This window comes from Pseudoxanthomonas sp. 22568, from assembly GCF_052044485.1.
Lineage (GTDB): Bacteria > Pseudomonadota > Gammaproteobacteria > Xanthomonadales > Xanthomonadaceae > Pseudoxanthomonas_A > Pseudoxanthomonas_A beigongshangi.
The window spans coordinates 130019-150055 of record NZ_JBQENC010000009.1; the positions used below are offsets into that span (position 1 = coordinate 130019).

The 20037-nt window shown below is 66.2% G+C and carries 15 protein-coding genes and 1 tRNA gene; 10 read left to right on the forward strand and 6 right to left on the reverse strand.

Annotated elements, in window-relative coordinates:
* Positions 1-6 precede the first annotated feature (6 nt).
* The 3 genes from ACTJI2_RS13005 to ACTJI2_RS13015 form a co-directional block, all read right to left on the reverse strand.
* The gene (locus ACTJI2_RS13005) at positions 7-1002 is read right to left on the reverse strand and encodes a hypothetical protein (protein WP_440842362.1); all 996 of its coding nucleotides are present in this window, start codon (positions 1000-1002) and stop codon (positions 7-9) included.
* Complete coding sequence (locus ACTJI2_RS13010; protein WP_440842363.1) at positions 1002-3716, reverse strand: DUF499 domain-containing protein; 2715 nt, start codon at positions 3714-3716, stop codon at positions 1002-1004. The genes ACTJI2_RS13005 and ACTJI2_RS13010 overlap by 1 nt, the downstream gene beginning before the upstream one ends.
* 182 nt (positions 3717-3898) lie before the next feature.
* Entirely contained in the window at positions 3899-4402 is a 504-nt protein-coding gene (locus ACTJI2_RS13015; protein WP_203322814.1) for an Lrp/AsnC family transcriptional regulator, read from the reverse strand.
* 268 nt (positions 4403-4670) lie between these two features.
* Here ACTJI2_RS13015 and ACTJI2_RS13020 point away from each other — a divergent pair, with 268 nt between their 5' ends.
* The 7 genes from ACTJI2_RS13020 to proC are packed head-to-tail and all read left to right on the forward strand — an operon-like array spanning position 4671 to position 14356.
* A complete protein-coding gene (locus ACTJI2_RS13020; protein ID WP_440842364.1) occupies positions 4671-6920 on the forward strand; it encodes a TonB-dependent receptor in 2250 nt (749 codons plus the stop codon).
* Between the two features lie 22 nt (positions 6921-6942).
* Positions 6943-8478, forward strand: a complete 1536-nt coding sequence (locus tag ACTJI2_RS13025; RefSeq protein ID WP_440842366.1) for an amino acid permease — start codon at positions 6943-6945, stop codon at positions 8476-8478.
* Positions 8475-9914: an amidase family protein gene (locus ACTJI2_RS13030; protein WP_440842368.1), complete on the forward strand. Its 1440-nt coding sequence runs from the start codon at positions 8475-8477 to the stop codon at positions 9912-9914. The genes ACTJI2_RS13025 and ACTJI2_RS13030 overlap by 4 nt, the downstream gene beginning before the upstream one ends.
* Entirely contained in the window at positions 9914-10552 is a 639-nt protein-coding gene (locus ACTJI2_RS13035; protein WP_183639532.1) for an FMN-binding negative transcriptional regulator, read from the forward strand. Before ACTJI2_RS13030 ends, ACTJI2_RS13035 begins: the two co-directional genes overlap by 1 nt.
* Positions 10549-11541 carry an alpha/beta hydrolase gene (locus ACTJI2_RS13040; protein ID WP_440842369.1) on the forward strand — a complete coding sequence of 331 codons (993 nt, stop codon included), beginning with the start codon at positions 10549-10551 and terminating at the stop codon, positions 11539-11541. The genes ACTJI2_RS13035 and ACTJI2_RS13040 overlap by 4 nt, the downstream gene beginning before the upstream one ends.
* Positions 11538-13538, forward strand: a complete 2001-nt coding sequence (locus tag ACTJI2_RS13045) for a S9 family peptidase (RefSeq protein WP_440842370.1) — start codon at positions 11538-11540, stop codon at positions 13536-13538. Before ACTJI2_RS13040 ends, ACTJI2_RS13045 begins: the two co-directional genes overlap by 4 nt.
* Positions 13535-14356, forward strand: a complete 822-nt coding sequence (gene proC, locus ACTJI2_RS13050) for a pyrroline-5-carboxylate reductase (RefSeq protein WP_440842372.1) — start codon at positions 13535-13537, stop codon at positions 14354-14356. Before ACTJI2_RS13045 ends, proC begins: the two co-directional genes overlap by 4 nt.
* 125 nt (positions 14357-14481) lie before the next feature.
* Here proC and ACTJI2_RS13055 read toward each other — a convergent pair.
* From ACTJI2_RS13055 to dtd, 3 genes are all read right to left on the reverse strand, one after another.
* Positions 14482-14557, reverse strand: a tRNA-Ile gene (locus ACTJI2_RS13055).
* Positions 14558-14652: 95 nt separating this feature from the next.
* The gene (gene rpoD, locus ACTJI2_RS13060) at positions 14653-16509 is read right to left on the reverse strand and encodes an RNA polymerase sigma factor RpoD (RefSeq protein WP_183639535.1); all 1857 of its coding nucleotides are present in this window, start codon (positions 16507-16509) and stop codon (positions 14653-14655) included.
* A 112-nt stretch (positions 16510-16621) separates the two neighbouring features.
* A complete protein-coding gene (gene dtd / locus ACTJI2_RS13065; RefSeq protein WP_183639536.1) occupies positions 16622-17062 on the reverse strand; it encodes a D-aminoacyl-tRNA deacylase in 441 nt (146 codons plus the stop codon).
* A gap of 52 nt (positions 17063-17114) precedes the next feature.
* On the opposite strand from dtd, the gene ACTJI2_RS13070 reads away from it, so the two are divergent.
* The 3 genes from ACTJI2_RS13070 to ACTJI2_RS13080 are packed head-to-tail and all read left to right on the forward strand — an operon-like array spanning position 17115 to position 20011.
* On the forward strand, positions 17115-18014 hold the full coding sequence (locus ACTJI2_RS13070; protein WP_183639537.1) for a lauroyl acyltransferase: 900 nt from the start codon (positions 17115-17117) through the stop codon (positions 18012-18014).
* A 36-nt stretch (positions 18015-18050) separates the two neighbouring features.
* On the forward strand, positions 18051-19490 hold the full coding sequence (locus ACTJI2_RS13075) for a hypothetical protein (protein ID WP_440842373.1): 1440 nt from the start codon (positions 18051-18053) through the stop codon (positions 19488-19490).
* Positions 19490-20011 (forward strand): PH domain-containing protein, encoded by a 522-nt coding sequence (locus ACTJI2_RS13080; RefSeq protein ID WP_192199515.1) that lies wholly within the window; start codon positions 19490-19492, stop codon positions 20009-20011. The genes ACTJI2_RS13075 and ACTJI2_RS13080 overlap by 1 nt, the downstream gene beginning before the upstream one ends.
* Positions 20012-20037 lie beyond the last annotated feature (26 nt).

Sequence of the window (20037 nt, forward strand, 5' to 3'; positions counted from 1 at the left end):
TAATCCTTACTTGGTCAGCTCGACGAAAGGCGACAACACTTCCAGCAGCGACAAGCCGCCGTGCGTGAGCGAGGGGTAGCCGCCTTGGCTGCGCCATTTGCGCCGACCCAGCGCCAGCAAGTACGGCCCGTGCGGGCCATCGACGTGCAAGGCGACCGGTGGCACGAAGGGGCCGGCCCCATGCACGCCCTTCATGCCGCGCCCGCTGGAGAAAGCCTGCTTGAGCCAAGTCGCAGCATCCCCATCGGCATCCGGGAAATAGCCGGTGGCCGCATAACCGTGATCGGAAGTAATGACCAAGCGACGTCCCGTGGCCAGGCGCTCGACGAAAGCCCAGAATTCGTCACTGGAAAGCCGCTGCGCGGCATCCTTGGTCAACAGCTCCAAGCCTTGACCCGCGCCGAACTCATGCAGCATTGAATCGGGCCAGTGATGCCAGAATACCCAGTTTTTCGCCCCCGATGCCCGGTTAATTTCGGCCTCACAGTCCTTCCACGGAAGATCGACTGTTTCAGTCTGTACCGGTTGCAACCGGTGTGCCAGGCCAGCGCCGTTGCTCTGGAGCTTGCTGCGGCCGGCAAAGCCCAGCGCACGCGCGAATTCGTCGGTTTCGCCCGGCAACTCGGACGCATGCGCGCAAACCTCGTGCACGTTGAAGCCACGTTCTGTCGCGCCTTGCAGCAACCACGGCAGCTCGCGTAGGGACAGCGCATCAAGGATCAGCACCGCCTTGGCGCTGTATGGCTCGTCCCACCAACGCAGCAAGCGATCCGAGGTACGCTCCACGTTGCTGCCGAAGACCTGCCACAAATCCCAACCGCTTGATGCCAGGAACAGATCGAGATTCCCGATCTCGCGGTCACGCCGAACGACTTCGCTCGGTGCATTGCCTTCAGCCAAAGGTTTGCGGAAAATCTCGATGACTTGATTGATGATGGCGGCCCAGGCATCGGAAGCCGTACCCGTAGTCAGCGTGTGCAATATAGCGGGCGACAGGGCCATCAGTCCTCTTCCTTCTCAAGGTTCAGCTCAAAGGTCATGCCATCGGGCAGCTTCTTCAGCAATTCCTTGAGCTGCGCACCGGTGGCCACGGAAACCTTGATCGACACTTCAGCGACCTGCGTAGCCGGGCCAATGCCCCAGCCTTCCAGCTTCCCGATCAGATTCAGCGCCGAGGTGGCAGGATTCGACAGGACGGTACGCTGCTTGGTTGGCGTACCATCGCCTCCGAAGATGCTGCTGAGAGCCGGGGTCGGCGCGGGATTATTGCCGGGGACAGGATCGCCCGTCCCCGGCGTGGCAGGTATTGCGCCGCTATCAATTAGCGCAGGCACGGCTGGCGCGGTTCCGCCGGTGGCGGGCACGGCCGAAGGCTGCATCACGAACACTTCATCGAGATGTCGCCCGGTTGCTGTGAGCTTGGGGCGCAGACGTCGCCAGGCACTTTCTTCATCCTCGCCCGGCATGGTTTGCAGGTACTCCATGCCACGCAGGTTGATTGCGATCCAACCCTTGGCGCACAGGCGCAGGATGCGCTCCTTCATCACGGTTTCGCCTAGCCACGGGATGCACTCCTGGCCTGCCGGACGCGGCTCTTTCAGCTCATTGAGCAGCTTACCCACGGATTCGCTGTTGGCCGCGAATTCCAGCACCAGCGCCTCGAAGTCCTCCGGTACAAACAGATCGTTGGCCAGCGACTCTTCGATGGCTTCGGGGATTTTCGCGCCTTGCTCGCTCAAGCGTTCGATGCTGAATTTGCATTGCGCCGGATCGGCGAAATTCCATCGCTGCAAGACGGCAAAGCGGTCAAAGCGCTTCTTGAGGTTCTCCCTCAGCGCCGCCTCAAACTCCCGATGCAACCGGCGGTATTCCTGGTTCTGCGCGCTCCACTCCTGGGCCTTCATCTCGGCTCGGGCCAGGATCAGCAAATCCCGATCCAGAAAGGCGTTGGGGCTACCCCCGCGCGGCAACAGGAAGCGCACGGTGTTGCGGCGCTTCTGCAATTGATCCTTGAGCCAGCGTCCCAGCGTGGCTTCGAGTTTCTCCGGTTCTTCCGGCAGCACGAGGATCGGCAGGCGCTCGTCCCAGCGTTCCGGGCGCTCGGCCTCGTCGAGCGACGACCACGGATCGGTCTGCCACGATTTCGGCAGGGCAATGACACGGAATGCACGAGCGACATCATCGCTGCCGCCGATAACATAGCGCACCTGCTTGGCCAATTGCGCCTGGTCGGAGCCATCGACGAACAGCTTGTCATTGCGAGCGCAAGCCATCAGCTTCGCGCGGGGGTTCTCATCCTCGCGGAAAAGCAGCTTGTTGCCTTCCTGGTGGATATTGAAGCTATTCTCGACGATGGTGTGCAGTTCGACCTGGAAAGCGTTGTCATCCACCGGCTTGTCGCGGGTGATGTCGACTTGCAAGGTGGCTGGCTCACCGCCCGCCAAATTGCCGACGGCAATCGAGCGCAACCATAGTGCGCCCATGATCTCTTGCAGGTTGGGCGTTCGGCTTGCATAGTCGGGGACCGCTTCTTTCACCGAGATGATGTTCTGCTGCGCTTTAGCGCGCAGGTTGCGGTGATGTTCGTTGGACACCGAATCCAGCAGCGCCCCGATGCCCGAAGTGTCATCGTCCAGGCGGAAATCTGAGGCAGTCAGCACCGGAACCACGCCACCACGGCTCTTGTAGAGATTGGCAAGGATGCGAATCATATCGCGCGTTTCCTGCGCGTCGGTGGCAACCAGCACCTGTTCTTCAAGCAGGCGCAGCAGGTGCGGCGCATAAGGCCAGGATTCGATAAACTCCTGGCGCTTGCGATCCTGCTCGGCAGGCGGCACTTCCAGCAGGCGGAAGTATTCGGCCACGTGTTGCGCCACCAGGGATTCGATGGTGCCGTCGGCGATCTGCATCCGGTTGTCGAATAACCGGTGCAGCAGCATCCGGCGACGATCCCGTTGGATGCGCTCGGCGCTGCCGCCCGCCTTGAAGTCGATGGCTACCGGATTGACACGATGCACCTGCTGGTAAGCGTCGCTGCCGCCGTTACGCACCGAGATCACTAGCACCAACAGGTCCGGTCGCTCCTTGGCGATCTCCGAAAGAATCTGGATGAAATTGAACGCCCAGGTCTTCCACGGGTACTGCTTGGTATTGGTCAAACCGTCGAACCAGGTCTGGAACTCATCCAGCAGCAGCATCGTCGGCTTGTTCTCCAACAACTCGATAATGAGCCTGTCGGACGGCACGTCGGTCTTGGAAGCGCCTTGGCCTTCCCATTTGCCCTTGACATAGGTGCCATGTGGGTGGTTCTCGAACAGCACATCCCACAGGAACTTGTAGCGATGGCGGTGCAGGCTCTCGCCGATGACATGCATGCCGTCGCGCAGGGCGATCTTGGCGATGCCAGGCTCGTTCAAGATGCCGGCCCAGGATTTGAGCCAAGCGCCGGTGGATGCCGGATCGGTAACGGCGTGGTACAGCGCCGCCATCAGGTGCGACTTGCCTTGGCCGCGCTCGCCGATGACGACTACCGGTCGCCCTTGGCTGGGGCCGATCGCCTCGATGCCCTTCAGCAGGTCATGGGTAGGATAGGTGATCTCCAGGAACAGCCGGGCGGCGATTTGGGTCGCGCCCGTGTTCTGGTCATTGGACAGCTCGATGGCCGTACCCTTGAGACGATTGCCTCGAAATTCTTCTCGCAGAGCCAGCCCAAGCATTGATTCTTCCCCTTTGTGTCTGTTCCGCGTTCTCCCCGAGGAGGCGGCTTCCTGAACGCCAATTCTAGCCCTCAATCGCCCAGCAAAAAGACAGATCAGAACAGCTGAAAGCGAAAACAAGCAAAGAAGGCCTCAAGGTAGGCCTTCGAAGTACCCGGGGGCCTTTGCACTGAACTCCCAAATCACCCCCGCCCCCCGCGCCGCGTAGACGAAGCCTCCACCAGCGGATACCCACTGAACGGCTTGACCTCGTCCATCAGGAAGTAGGAGACGATCTTCTCCACGCCGTAGTCGCCGCCGAGCAGCAGGCGGGCGATGTCTTTCCAGTGGTGCACGTCGTTGACGATGACCCGCAGCAGGTAGTCGTACGCGCCTGAAATCCGGCAGGCCTCCACCACCTCGGGCATGGCCAGGATGCGGCGGTCGAATTCGGTGAATTCTTCCAGCGCGTGCTGCTTGAATGAGACCTGGGCCAGCACGACGGTCGCCGAGCGGATGCGGTCCACGGCCACGTGGGCGCGGTAGCCGCGGATGAGGCCCTTGGCCTCCAGCGTGCGCACGCGGGCCAGGCAGGCGCTGGGCGAGAGCGCGACCCGCTCGGCCAGGGCCTGGTTGGTGATGCGCGCGTCCTGCTGCAGCACATCCAGGATCTTCAGGTCGATGCGGTCCGGCGTTTTGGCGGTCATGGGTGTCCGGCGGTTGGGGGGTGCCGCAGGTTGTTCACCATTTGGCGGTCCTCGCCGCAGATTCTGCATATTTTTTGCGGGAGACCAACCACATCTTCGGCCTACCGACCAGCAATACCATTTGAATCAACCGGTTACTTCCGTTCCGGCACCCGTTGATTCTGCTGGACAGCGGTGGCCTTTTTCACTTTCACTCGGGTCAGCCATGTTGGCCGAGGCGCGAAAGCCGCCGGCGGCCCTTTCCATCGCCATCCCGGGGAACCGTGTCATGTCATCGCATCCGCGTCTTCGCAAGCTCACCCGCGCCATCCGCTTCGGTTGCTGTTTCGGCCTGATGGCCAGTACGCCTGCCTGGGGACAGGACGCGGCGCCACAGACGGACCCGGACGCCGCCACCAACCTGGAAACCGTGGTGGTCACCGCCGGCAAGTTGAACGAGTCCGTCCGCGAGATTGCCGGTTCGGTCTCGGCGGTCACCGACCAGCAGTTGCAGGACCTGGGCGCGCAGTCGTTGGCCGACTACATCCAGCGCACCCCCGGCGTGGTGTTCAACAGTTACCAGCCCGGCGTGTCCCATGTGGTGATGCGCGGCATCGCCACCAGCTCGGGCAATGTGCAGGGCCAGCCGACCACGGGCTACTTCCTCAACGAGGTGCCGCTGACCGAGCCGGGTTGGACCATCGCCATTCCCGATGTGGATGCCTTCGACCTCAATCGCGTCGAGGTGCTGCGCGGGCCGCAGGGCACGCTGTTCGGATCGGCGTCGATGGGCGGCGCGGTCAACTACGTGGCCAACGTGGCCGATGCCAGCGGGTTTGATGCCTCCGCCGAGCTCACCGTCAGCCAGACCAAGAACGCCGACGTGGGCTTTGCCGCCAAGGCGATGGTGAACGTGCCGCTCAAGGAGGACCTGCTGGCGGTGCGCGCGGTGGCGCAGTACCGCGATGCGCCGGGCTTTCTGGACAACATCGGCACGGGCCGGAAAGGCGCCAATGACAGCACGCTGGAGGGAGGCCGCCTGTCGGTGGTGCTCACTCCGAGCGAAGCGACCACCCTGACCTGGCTGAGCCTGCTGCAGAACAGCGACAGCGACGACAACAGCTACCAGATCGTCGGGCTTGGCGATCTGGAGCGCAACACCGCGCTGCCGGAATTCACCAATACCAAGATTGCCGTGCACAGCCTGCGGCTGGATCAGGATCTCGGCTTTGCGGATCTGACGGCGCTGCTGGCGCACCAGAAGAAGCAGCAGGACTGGCGGTTCGACTACACGCCCATCCGCGCGGCCTACAACGCCGACCTGGGCCTGGACCTGAGCACGCCGCTGTACATCGTGTCCGGCGGCGAAAGCCGGGGCAAGAGCATCGAACTGCGATTGGCGTCCAAGCCGGGCGGCCGGGTGGACTGGCTGATCGGCGGCATGTACTTCGACTCGGACAAGGATCTGTACGAACGCATCGGCGCCGAAGGCGCGGCGGGGGCGTTCGACCGGTCGCCGCTGTTCGGGCCGGGCAGCGGCGCGGTCATCGCGCCGGACGGGCAGATATTCAACAGTTACTTCACCGATCTCGCCGGCTCGGAGGCCGCGCTTTTTGGCGAGGCCAGCTTCCATTTCAACGAGCAATGGAAGCTCACCGCCGGCGGCCGCCTGTTCCGCAACAAGGTGCGCACGACCAGCACCCAGGTCGGCTTCTCGACCTATCCCGGCAATCCGATCATTTCCCGGCAGCAGACCGAGGAGGACGGTTTCAATCCGAAGGTGGCGCTGACGTGGCAACCCAGCGCCGATGTGATGGTCTATGGCCTGGTCTCGGAGGGCTTTCGCTTTGGTGAGCCGAACACCGCCGGTCTCAGCGCGTATCCGGTGCCGTCGGGTTCCAAGAGCGACAGCCTGATCAACTACGAACTCGGTACGCGCACCACATGGGCCGATGGCCGTCTTCTGCTGGACGCGACGCTGTTCTACGTGGACTGGAAGGACATCCAGCTGCGCCTGCAGACGCCGGACCTGTTCAACTACGCGAGCAATGGCGGCAAGGCCTACAGCCGCGGCATCGAGATGGCCGCCACCTGGCGTCCGACGGATGCCTTCGAATGGCAGGGCTCGGCGACCTGGCAGCGCGCGCGGCTGGACGAGGATCTGTTCATCCTCTACTACGGCACCGCGCCGGCCGGCTCGCAATTGCCGGGTTCGGCCGACTGGACGGTGAGCAATCTGCTGAGCTACCACTTCGACACGCGCTTCTCGCCGACGATTTCGCTGTCGCACCAGTATGTCGGCGGCGGCATCAGCGACCTCAACTCCGCGGTGCCGGGCGTCACTCCGAATCGCCAGGGCAACTACAACCTGTTCGACCTGCGTTATCGGATGACCTTCGGCAACACCGAGGTGACCCTGTTCGGCAGCAATCTCACCGACAAGCGCGGCATTACCCGCACCGTGCCCGAGACCAATGGCATCGGCCAGGGCGTGGTGCGGCCGCGCACCTACGGCGTGACCGTGCATTGGCGCTACTGACGCGATGGAAGGGAGCGGCTTAGTGAAAGCGCGTTCGATGGGACGCTGGCAGTTGGCCACCCGCCGCAAGTCGCTGGAGGCGGTGGTGGCCGATGGCGAGCGTGCCGGCCTGCATCGGCGGCTGGGCGCCGGCAGCCTGCTGGTGCTGGGCGTGGCCAACATTCTTGGCGCCGGCATCTATGTCGTCACCGGCACGGCGGCGGCCAGCTTCGCCGGTCCCGCCGTGGTGCTGGCCTTCGTGCTGGCGGCGTTGGCCTGCGGGTTCACCGGCCTGTGCTACGCGGAGCTGTCCTCGGTCATCCCGGTGTCGGGATCGGCGTATTCGTATTGCCAGGTGACCCTGGGCGAGGGTGCGGCGTGGGCGTTGGCGTGGATGGTGATCCTGGAGTATCTGCTGGCGGCCGCGGCGGTGGCGGCGGGGTTTGCCGGCTATCTCACCAGCCTGCTGGGTGACTGGCATGTCGCGGTACCGCTGGCGTTGGCCACTTCCAGCGTCACCGCCAGCCAGCAGGGCGGGCATACCGAACTGGCGTTCAGCGGCGGCATCAATCTGGTCGCGATGTTGGCCGTGCTGGCCGCGGCGGCCGTGCAGATTGCCGGCGTGGGGCGCTCGGCCTGGGCGAACCTGGTGCTGGTGCTGATCAAGATCGCGGTGTTGCTGGCGTTCGTGGCGGTGGGCTCGCAGTTCATCGACGCGGCCAACTGGCGGCCGTTCCTGCCGCCGAACGAAGGCGGCTTTGCCTATGGCTGGCCCGGTGTACTGCGCGCGGCAGCGATGCTGTTCTTCGCCTACCTCGGGTTCGAGACCGTTTCGATGGCGGCCGCCGAAGCGCGCCAGCCGCGTCGGGATGTTCCGGTGGGCATCCTCGGTTCGCTGGTGGTCTGCACCGTTCTCTATATCGCCGCAGGCGCGGTGCTGACCGGCCTGGTGCCTTTCCGCGAACTCGGTGTGCCGGATCCGGTGGCGCTGGCGGTGGATCGCATCGGTTGGCCCGGCTTCGCGGTGCTGATCAAGATCGGGGCGCTGACCGGACTGGGCTCGGTGCTGCTGGCCAATGCCTATGGCGCCTCGCGTATCAGCCTGAGCATCGCCCGCGATGGCCTGCTGCCGGCCTTCTTCACCCGCGTGCATCCAAAGCTGGGTACGCCCTGGCTGGCCAGCGTGGCCTTTGGCGCGGCCAGCGCGCTGCTGGCGGCGCTGCTGCCCATCAGCATTCTTGGCGATCTGATCTGCCTGGGCATCGCCTCGGCCTTCATCGTGGTGTGCATCGCGGTGATGTGGCTGCGTTCCCGGCGTCCGGACCTGCGCGGCGGTTTTCGTGTGCCGCTGGGCGGTGTGTGGATAGGCCGCACGTGGATTGGCGTGGTCCCCGTGCTGGGCATCGTGATGTGCCTGGCGATGATGGCCCCGGTCCTGGGCGACATGGTGGCGCAGGTGCGGCGCGGCGATGTGCTGCCCGCCAGCATCCTGGTGGTTTACGTATTGGCAGGCGCCTCGCTCTATCTCGGTTATGGCCAGCGCCGGGCACGCCGGCAAGTCCAGGATTCCAACGCATGACCTTTCAAGCTTTTCCCCTGGCCCAGGCGCTGCAGCTGGGCTGCCTGGATGCGCACGATCAGTCCGCCCTGGTGCGTCGCGGTGAACTCTCGCCACGCGAGCTGACCGCCGCCGGCATCGTGCGCGCACGCCATCTCGATCCCACGCTGGGCGCGCTCAGCCATGCCGACTTCGAGGGCGCGCTGGATCGCGCCTCGCGCGTTTCCCCCGACGCGCCGATGGCCGGCGTGCCGTGGCTGCCGAAGGATTCGGTGCGCTATCCGGGCATGCCCACGCGTGGCGGCTCGCGTTCGCGCAGCAGTGTTCCGGCGACCGACGCGCCGCCCTTCGTCCAGCGGTTTGATGCGGCCGGACTAGTGGCGATTGGCAAGAGCGCCATGCCCGAGTTCGGTCTGATGGGATCCACCGAGCCCCTGCTCGGCCCGGTCACGCGCAATCCCTGGAGCCTGGATCATTCGCCTGGCGGTTCCAGCGGTGGCGCGGGCGCCGCGCTCGCCGCCGGCATCGTGCCATTGGCCCATGGCAGCGACGGGGCCGGATCGATCCGTATTCCAGCGTCTGCCTGTGGCGTGGTCGGCCTGAAGCCCGGGCGCGGCGCCACGGTGGCGGTGCGCGGTCGCCATGCCATCGAGGATCTGATCGTGGCCGACAGCCTGATGTCGCGCAGTGTGCGCGATACGGCCTGGGCGTTCGCGGCCGCCTACCCGGATGCCGACTTCAGCGTGCAGGCGCTGACTCGCCCGCCCAGGCGTTTGCGCATCGGCGTGATTGACGCTTCCTTGCCCGGGTTGGCGCCCGATCCTGCGGTTTCCCGCGTGCTGGAGGACGTGGTCGCGCTCTGTTCGTCGCTCGGCCACGAGGTCGAGACCACGCAATATCCGCTGCCCGGTTCGGAGGTATGGCAGGCGCTGTACACGCTGTGGTCCAGGCTTGGCCTGGATGCCGTGGAGATGGCGGCCGCGCAAGGCGGCGACGACTTCGCCGCCCGGTCGCTGGAGCCGTGGACGCACGGACTCGCCCATTACCATCGCACGCGTTGCGGGGTGGCGGAGCTGGAACAGGCGTATGCGGTCGTGGCCGCGCTGCCCACCGCGTTCGCCGCACTTCATCAACATATCGACGTATTGCTGACGCCGACGCTGCGCAGCCCGCCTCCCCCGCTGGGCGACTTGACGCCGGATCGCGACTTCGAGGAACTGCTTCCCGCGATGTTCCATTGGATGAGCTATACCCCGATGCAGAATCTGGCGGGCACACCGGCGATATCGCTGCCGTTGGGGCAAAGCGATCGACTGCCAATAGGCGTGCAGTTCGCCGCCGATCGCGGGCAGGAGCCTTTGCTGCTGCAACTGGCGGCCGAACTCGAACAGGCGGCGCCCTGGCGTGGCCGCTGGCCTGATGTTTCCGCCGCCGCAGCAGTGAAGGAGATCCGCTGATGGGACATGCCCGTGACAGCCGCTACGCGGCGCGAACGCAGGACGACGTGCTGCGCCTGTTGGCCGCCCATCCGCTCGCCTGGCTTGTGTCATGCGGTGGCGAGGATGCCGCGTTCACTCCGCTTCCGTTGCGCGCGGAGTGCGACCCCAACGGCACGCTGTTGGCGCTGCGCGGCCATCTGGCCAGGCGCAATCCGCATGTCGCTCGCCTGCAACGCGACGGCCGCGCGCAAGCGCTGGTGATGGGGCCGCAGGCCTATGTGTCTCCCAGCTGGCTGGATGACCGCACCCAGGCGCCCAGTTGGAACTATGCCGCCGTGGCTTTCGACCTGGAGGTCACGGTGAGTTCGGACGAGGATGACATCCGGACGGAACTCGAGGCGCTGACGGCGCAGATGGAGTCCGATCGTCCGCGTGCCTGGTCGCTGGAGGAGATGGGCGAGCGCTATGCGCGATTGGCCTCGGGCGTTGTGGCGTTGCGTGGTTCGGTGCGCGAGGTGCGAGCCACCTTCAAGCTTGGCCAGGACGAAGCGCGACATGACTTCGCTCAATTGCTGACGGGTCTGGAAGCCGGTGGCGAGCACGCACTGGTCGGCTGGATGCGGGATTTCGCCGGTGATGCGAAGGAGCGCGCATGAGCCGCAGCCTGGAGGCGCTGGACCCGCAGATCCGCCGTTTCATCGAAGACGTCTGCCGGGAAGGCGCGCGGCTGCGCGGTGGCCGCGCGCTGGACTGGCCCGAGCGCCGGCTCATCGCGGCCCAGGCGCGCACGCCGTGGCGTGAGGGCGGTCCGCGCATGCTTGCCACCCGGGACTATCGCCTGCCCTCTGCGCACGGTGAGTTTGGTCTGCGCGTGTTGTATCCGCAGGCCATGGAGGCGCAGCCCTCCCCCGCATTGGTGTACTTCCACGGCGGCGGATGGTGCATGTTCGGACTCGATACGCATGACCGTCTTCTGCGGGAGTACGCCGACGCTTCGCGCAGGGCGGTGGTGGCGATCGACTACAGCCTGGCCCCCGAGCATCCCTACCCCGCTGCACTCGACCAGGCCGTCATTGCGCTGGACTGGTTGAAAGAGAACGGAGCGGAGGCGGGTATCGATACCCGGCACATTGCGTTGGGCGGTGATTCCGCCGGCGCCAATCTTGCCGTGGCGGCCGCGCTGCGCCTTCGCCAGGCCGGACAGCTGGCGCGCATATCGGCGTTGGTCCTCAACTATGGCGCCTGGACGCCGGTTCTATCCGCTGCTGCGCGACAGAGCCTGGGGACATCCGAGGACATGCTCAGCGGCGCGGAGATGGACGAGTTCTGGGCCGCGTATCTGGGGCCCGAGGCGGAACGCACGGTCACTCCGCTGTCGGCGCCGCTTCTTGCGGAACTGCATGACTTGCCACCCGCCCTGCTGCTCTGGGGCGACCGCGACGTCCTGGCCGAACAGAACGCGGCGATGGCGCAGCGGCTGCAACAGACGGGCGTGCAGGTAAGCACCCACGTCTATCCCGGCGCGCCACACAGCTTCATCGAGGCGATGTCGGTCTCCGATCAGGCGCGCGACGCCATTGCCCGTGGGGCAGAATGGATACGCCGACACACTCCTGTTTTCTCCTCGCAAGGACTCCCTGCATGAGGCCGATGCTTCATCGTCTGTTCGTCATCGGCCTGATGATGGCGGCCCTACCGACCTTGGCCTTGGCACAGGCGTCACCGGTGATCCCCACGCCGGACATGATCATGGCGCTCAAGATCGTCGGCGATCCGCAGATCGATCGCGAGGGCCGCTGGATCGCCTATACCGTGGGGACACCCCGGAGCCACGGGAAGCGGTCGCTCAGTCGCATCTGGCGCGTGCCGGCGACGGGCAAAGGGGGCGCCCAGGAAGTCGTCGCTCCCGAAGACGCCAACGAGGAACATCCACGATGGAGCGCGGACGGCCGCTACCTGTACTTCATCTCCAATCGACCTTCATCCGCGGCGGATGACTCCAAGGACGTGGCCGACGCACAGGTGTGGCGGGTCGACGCGAACGGCGAAAATCCAACCGTCCTGACGCATTCGCCCGGTGATGTCAGTGCGTTCGAAGTCGCGCGCGACGGAAGCCGCATCGCCTATCTGGCTGCGGACGCACCCAGTGCCGCCACCGTCGCCGCGCGCGAGGCCAAGGATGACGCGGTGCTGGCGGATCACCCCACACAGTTCTCACGCGTATGGCTGCGTGACCTGGGCAACGGGGAAGCCCGGGCACTGACCGCGCCGGATCTCCAGGTTCACGACCTGGCCTGGTCCCCGGATGGGCGACGCCTTGCCATGCGGGTATCCCGTGGCACCACGCTCAATGACTATTGGTATCGCTCGCGCGTGGTGCTGATTGACGCCGATACCGGCGAGCTGGCCAAGGAACTGGAAGCGCGCGCGTCGGCGCATCCCCTGCAATGGTCGCCCGACGGAACGCGACTGCTCTATGGCCACCTGGGCGAGTACGGCATGGTCGCCGACGTCACCGTGCACGACCTCGGGAGTGATCGGAAGACGGTGCTGGCGCCCGGCTGGAACGGCACGTTGTGGCTGGCGCGCTGGCAGGATGATCGCACCCTGCTGGGGCTGGGCCAGCGCGGTGTGCGGGGCGCGTTCCTGCGCCTGGACGCGGCGACCGGTCAGTGGCGCGAAGTCGCACGGCCCCGGATTCCGTTTGCTTCATTCACCACGACGAGCACCGGTCGAAGCGCCTATCTGGGCATTCGCGACGACCAGCCCGCCGAGGTATGGACCCTGGATGGCGGCACGCTCGCCGCACGCACCGACACGCATCCGCAGGTCGCTGGATGGGCGCACGGCCAGGTGCGGGAACTGGCCTGGACGTCCTCGCGCGATGGTTTGGGCATCACCGGCCTGCTGGTCACGCCGCCCGGCTGGAAACCCGGCACGCCATTGCCCACGCTGGTGCAGGGCCATGGTGGCCCGGCATGGGCCTGGTGGTCGGGCTGGCTGGGCTCCTGGCATGACTGGGCGCAGCTGCTGGCGACCCACGGCTATGCGGTGTTCCTGCCCAATCCACGCGGCTCGGAAGGCGGCGGCCATGCCTTCGCCGAAATGGCGCGTGGCGACTGGGGCGGCGGGGATTTCCAGGACATCCTCGATGGCCTGGACATGCTGGAAAAGGAAGGTGTGGTCGATCCTCGGCGACTGGCCATCGGCGGCTGGAGCTACGGGGGCTACATGGCGGCCTGGGCGGTCACGCAGAGTGATCGCTTCCGCACCGCGATCGTCGGCGCGGGCGTCATCGACATCGGCGCGATGGCGCTCACCACCGACACACCCGACTACCTGCCAGGCTATTTCGGTGATCCGGTAACGCAGCGCACGCGCTATGACGCGCACTCGCCGATTCGTTACGCCGATCGGGTGAAAGTGCCGGTGCTTATCCTGCATGGCGAAGAGGACAAGCGCGTGCCGCTGTCGCAGGGCGAGATGTTGCATCGCGCACTCGTCTTCAACGGCACGCCGGTGACCATGGTCACCTATCCGCGAGGACCGCATTGGTTCTTCGAAACCGCCCACGGTCGCGATGTCCAGCAACGTGTTCTGGACTGGCTGGATCGGCAACTGGGAACGGAGCGGTCCCCATGAGTTTCGGTATGGAGGTCGCCTTCATCGGGGGCGGGCACATGGCGCGCTGCCTGGTGGAGGGATTGCTGAGCCAGTGCCGGGATCCGGCACGGATCGCGGTGGCCGATCCCGTGGCGGCCACCCGCGATGCCTTGTCCACGCAGTTGCAGGTCCGCGTGTTCGAGCAGGGTATCGACGCGGTCGCCACCGCCGACTTGTGGGTGCTGGCAGTGAAACCACAGGTGGCGCGCGCGGTTTGCGAGGCGCTGGCCGGACAGGCGGCGCGGACGCGGCCATTGGTCATCTCGGTCATGGCCGGCATCACCCATGCGCAGCTGAGGCAATGGCTGGGGATCGACACCCTCGTGCGCAGCATGCCGAATCAGCCTGCGGCCATCGGCGCGGGAATCACCGCGCTGTATGCGGATCCCGCGCTGGACGTCACGTCGCGGACGATCGCCGAGGCGGTCTTCAGCAGCACCGGCACCACCGTCTGGATCGAGCACGAGACACAGATGGATATGGTCACCGCGATCTCCGGCAGTGGCCCGGCCTATCTGTACCGGTTGGCCGAAGCCATGGAGGGCGCCGCCTGCGCGCGCGATCTGCCGCCCGAGATCGCACACCATCTCGTGGTGCAAACCCTGCTTGGCGCCGCGCGCATGCTGCAGGTCTCGGGAGAATCCCCGGCGCAGCTGCGCGCAAGAGTCACCTCCCCCGGCGGAACCACCGAGGCAGCCATCCAGACCCTGGAGAATGGCGGTTGGGCGAAGCTGATCGATGAGGCCGTAGACGCCGCGCATGCACGCGGACGAGCGCTGGCCGAACAGTTCGGTTGAACCTGCGATAGGCCCGTGCACCGAATCGTCCACTTGGGTGGGGGATACGCAGCCGGCTCATTCGCAACGACATCGGAAGTGACGGCGTGTTGCGGCCCGAACATCGTGCACGCCCGGAGTGCTTTTGGTGGGCCCACCAGGACTCGAACCTGGAACCAAAGGATTATGAGTCCTCTGCTCTAACCATTGAGCTATAGGCCCGCTGCCGGGGCATTGTAGCGGGGGGCGGGGGCGGAAACGAAGAACCCGCCTTGCGGCGGGTTCTTTGCTTTGCTGGGTTTGCCTGCTGGCTGGAATCAGTCGATGTCCAGGAAGCTGCGCAGCTGCTCAGAGCGGCTGGGGTGGCGCAGTTTGCGCAGGGCCTTGGCTTCTATCTGGCGGATGCGCTCGCGGGTGACGTCGAACTGCTTGCCCACTTCTTCCAGGGTGTGGTCGGTGTTCATGTCGATGCCGAAGCGCATGCGCAGCACCTTGGCTTCCCGCGGGGTGAGGCCGGCCAGCACGTCGCGGACGGTTTCCTGCAGGTTGATGTTGGTGGTGTTGTCGATCGGGGACTCCACGTTGGTGTCCTCGATGAAGTCGCCCAGGTGGGAATCCTCGTCATCGCCGATCGGGGTTTCCATGGAGATCGGCTCCTTGGCGATCTTCATGACCTTGCGGATCTTGTCCTCGGGCATGTCCATTTCCTTGGCCAGCTCCTCCGGGGTGGCCTCGCGGCCGTACTGCTGGAGCATCTGGCGGGAAATGCGATTGAGCTTGTTGATCGTCTCGATCATGTGCACCGGGATACGGATGGTGCGCGCCTGGTCGGCGATCGAGCGGGTGATCGCCTGGCGGATCCACCAGGTGGCGTAGGTCGAGAACTTGTAGCCGCGGCGGTATTCGAACTTGTCCACGGCCTTCATCAGGCCGATGTTGCCTTCCTGGATGAGGTCGAGGAACTGCAGGCCGCGGTTGGTGTACTTCTTGGCGATGGAGATCACCAGGCGCAGGTTGGCCTCGACCATCTCCTTCTTGGCCTTGCGGGCCTTGGCTTCGCCGTAGGCCATGGCGCGGCTGATTTCCTTGATCTCGGCCAGCGGCAGGTGCATCGCCTGTTCGACGGCGATGGTGGCTTCCTGCTCGGCGATGATCTGGTCCTTGACCTCGCGCAGGCCGGAAGACCACTTCTGCTTGCGCTTGAGGACTTCGTCCACCCAGCCCAGGTTGGTCTGGTTGCCTTCCCAGGCGCGCAGGAAGTCCTTGCGCGGCATCTTGGCGATGTTGGCCGACAGGTGCATCACGCGGCGCTCGTGGTCCTTGATCTCGTTGACCACGTCGCGCAGCTTGCGGACCAGGGTGTCGGTCAGGGCGAGCGGCAGCTTGAGGGTGACGAAGACCTCGGCCATCTCGGTACGGATCTTGGTGACGGCCTTGTTGTCCGGGCCGCTCTTGGCGTGCGCCTTCTTGAACTTGGCGTAGCCGTCGGCCAGCGCTTGCATGCGGCGGGCGACTTCTTCCGGATCCGGACCGGTGGGCGCCGCCTCTTCGGCCGCGTCGTCACCGCCATCCTCGTCTTCGTCGTCGCTGTCGGCGTCGCTGTCGGAGGCTTCGACGGCTTCCGGCACTTCTTCCGCCGGTTCCTCGACGTCGTTGAAGCCGACCACGACTTCGGCCAGGCGCTTCTTGCCGGTCTTGTGCAGTTCGTACTCTTCCAGCAGCAGTTCGATCGACCACGGGAAGTTGCCGAGCGAGGCCTGGACCTGGCCCAGGCCTTCCTCGATGCGCTTGGCGATGGCGATTTCGCCTTCGCGGGTCAGCAGCTCGACGGTGCCCATTTCGCGCATGTACATGCGCACCGGGTCGGTGGTGCGGCCACCTTCGGTGTCGAGCGAGGTCAGCGCGGCGGCGGCTTCCTCGGCCGCGGTCTCGTCGACTTCGCGACCGCCGGTGTTGCCGTCGGACAGCAGCAGGGTTTCGGCATCGGGGGCGACTTCATGGACGTCGATGCCCATGCCGTTGATCATGCCGATGATGTCTTCGATCTGTTCCGGGTCGACCAGGTCGTCCGGCAGGTGATCGTTGACTTCGGCGTAGGTCAGGTAGCCCTGCTCAAGACCCTTGCTGATCAGCAGCTTGATTTCAGATTGTTGGGCAGGACGTTCGTTGGCCATGGAGGTTGCGCCACCGGCAGGAGAGGAGGAAGGAACCTAGTATTATACCAGCCCGGGCCACCCCTCGTCCCTGAAAACCATCGTGGGGACGCTGTGTCCGCCTGTCTTGACGTCAGGGGCGGAGCAGGAAGGTCACGGGCCCGTCATTGACCAGGCTGACGACCATATGGGCGCCGAAACGCCCGGTTTCCACCCCTGGCGCGTGTTTTTGCCGGCAGATTTCGACCAGTCGGTTGAATCCCCGTTCAGCCTCCTCCGGCGGGGCGGCGGTGGTGAAGCTGGGACGCATGCCGGAGCGGGTATCGGCGGCCAGGGTGAACTGGCTGACCAGCAACAGGCCGCCGCCGGTATCGGTCAGGGAGCGGTTCATCTTTCCGGCGTCGTCGGCGAACACCCGGTAGCCCAGCAGGCGCTCGGCCATGCGCTGGAACTGCGGCTCGGCATCGCCCGGCTCCACCGCCACCAGGGCCAGCAGGCCGCCACCAATGGCGCCCACGGTTTCGTCGTCCACGGTCACCGACGCCCGGGTGACCCGCTGTATCAAGGCAAGCATGCGGCCATGCTCGCGGCCCGGCCGGTCACGGTCAACCGCTAGACTGATCACGATGAAGCCGCAGACCACCGCCCTCCTCCTCTACACCGCGATCGCCTGGTTCATGCGCCTGCCCTGGCCCCTGCTGCGGTGGCTGGGGAACCGGCTGGCCTGGCTGTGGCTGCGCACCGACGCCCGCGAGAGCCGGGTGGCCCGGCGCAACCTGGAGCTGGCCTTCCCCGGCCTGGACGACCGCGCACGGCAGGCGCTGCACCGGGACATCCTGCGCGCCACCACCCGCCAGCTGATGGAAACCCTGCGCTTCTGGACCCAGCCGCACGCGCGGAACCTGGCCTGCCTGCGCGAGCTGCACGGCGCCGAGCTGTACGACCAGGCCCGCGCCGCCGGCCGCAGCGTGATCATCGCCGCGCCCCACTACGGCAACTGGGAACTGCTGAACCAGTGGCTGGCCTCGCGCGGGCCGTACGCGTTCGTGTACCGGGTGCCGGAGTCGCCGGTGGGCGACGCCTTCCTGCTGCGCGCGCGCGGCGCGGCCAACATCACCCAGGTGCGCGCCGAGGGACCGGCGGTGCGCCAGTTGTGGAAGCAGCTCAAGGACGGCGGCGTGGTGGCGATCCTGCCGGACCAGCAGCCCAAGGCCGGCGACGGCGAGTTCGCGCCGTTCTTCGGCGTGCAGGCGCTGACCATGACGCTGCTGTCGCGGCTGGCCGAGCGCACCGGCGCGGTGGTGCTGTTCGCCTGGTGCGAGCGGATCGGCGACGGCCCGGATTTCGCCCTGCACATCGAACCGGCCGAGCCGGCCATCGCCGATCCGGATCCGGTGGTGGCGGTGACCGCGCTCAACGCCGGCGTGGAGCGGATCGCGCGTCGCGATCCGGCCCAGTACCAGTGGACGTACAAACGCTATACCCTGCGGCCACCGGGCAGCGGCGAGGACAATCCTTACCTCTGAACCCGCGTGATGATTCGAACGCGACAAGGGGACGACATGCGTGCAATGGGATTGTGGCTGGCGCTGTGGGCGGCGCCGGCGCTGGCGGCGGGCGATGATCTGGCCGAAATGAACGCGGTCAGCCGCGCCTGGGATCGCTACGCGGAGCTGGTGAACGCGAACAAGCCCGAAAGCGCGGATCTGCTGGCGGCCTCCAGCTTCACCCATTTCACTTTCCTGCGCGACGCCGCGCTGTACGCCTCGGCCGACCAGCTGCGGCGCCTGCCTTCCGATGATCGGATCAAGGCCTACCTGCTGCGCGCCACCCAGGACGAGGCCGCGCTGAAGAAAATGGACGGCGTCGCGCTGGCGCGCCTGTTCGCCAGCAAGGGCTGGATTTCGGTGCGCAGCGACGAGGAGGACGGCCCCGTCTCGCTGACCCATGTGACCATTTCCGGCGATCACGCCGTGTCCGAGCTGGGCCCGCCGACCGAGAGCAATTTCCAGTTCGGCCCGGATTTCGTGCGCGAGAAGGACGGCTGGAAGTACCGGCTGGAATCCTCGGCGCTGGCGGCGTCGGCGGCTTTCGACCAGTCCGCCACCAATGCCGGCGTCACCAGCACCCAGATGACCGAGTTCGTGCTCGGGCGGATGCTGGAAGCGGAGCCGCCGCGGCTGGCGGTGCTGGATCGCGCGCCGGTGGACGATGCCGCCGCGCGCATCCGCCTCAATGAGCAGTGGCCGGACTACGACAGCGTGTTCCGCTTCCGGGTGGAGGCGCTGTGGCGCAAGGCCGAGGCCGAGGACGGCCTGGCCCAGTTGGCGCTGGGTTCGATGATGCTGGACGAGAATCCGCAGTACGTGCAGCGCGATCCGAAGCAGGCGCTGGAGTGGCTGGAACGCGCCAGCAACAACGGCAACACGCGCGCGGCGATGTATACCGCCGGTCTGCTGATGCAGGACCCTTCGCAGTTCGGCGATGCCCTCTACCGGCGCGTGCTGCCGCATCTGCAGCGCGCGGCCAATGCCTCCAATGGCATGGCGATGGTGGAGTTGTCGCATTTCTACGCCGAGGGACTGGCCGGTCTGCCACAGGACTGCCGGCAGGCGGTCGACTGGCAGGCGCGCGCGGAGGAAGCGGGCGTGGAGCACGCGCGCAACGAACAGGTGTGGACACTGGCGACCTGCCCGGTCCCCGGGCAGCGTGACCCGGCCCGCGCGCTGGAGCTGGCGCGGTTCATGATCGAACGCAAGGACAAGCTGTCCTCGGGCGAACTGGACACTGTCGCCGCGGCCTTCGCCGCCAACGGCAAATTCGAACAGGCGGTCGCCTACCAGACCGAGGCCGTGGCCAAGGCCCCGGAGGAGTACACCGACCGCAAGGCGCTGGCCGCCACCCTCAAGCGCATGAAGGGACGGCTGTCCGACTACCGCAAGGGTCGCGACTACGTGCTCGACTACAGCATGTACGAACAGGCGAAGGCGGAGAGTCGCTGATGAGCGACCTCCCCGTCGAAACGCCAGACGCGGCACCGCCCGCCGCGCCGGACACCGCGTCCGGCTGGCAGCCCGTGCCGCCGCGCGGTGGCGTGCTGGCCGCCTTGGGCGGCGCGATCATCGGCATCCCGCTGGCGGTGGGCGCCGCGTTCGTCAGCCAGGCGTCCGGCTGGCTGTCGCCGTGGCTGGCCGCGCCGGCCGTGTTCCTGATCGGCGCGGTGCTGTGCGGTTGGCTGAGCCTGCGCCGGCACCTGCGCACACGCTGGAAGCTGGACGAGTCCGGCTTCGCGGTGCGGCGCGGCAACTGGTGGCAGAGCGAAACCCATGTGCCGATTTCGCGCGTGCAGCACCTGGACCTGAAACGCGGTCCGCTGGAACGCGGCATGGGCCTGGCGACGCTGGTCGTGCACACCGCCGGCACCCGCCAGGCCACGGTGAGCGTGCAGGCGATGGACGCGGCCGACGCCGAGCGCCTGCGCGACCGGCTGGCCCGGCAACTCGACCTCGACGACGCGTTGTGAGCGTTCCCCCGCCTCCCCCGCTCCCT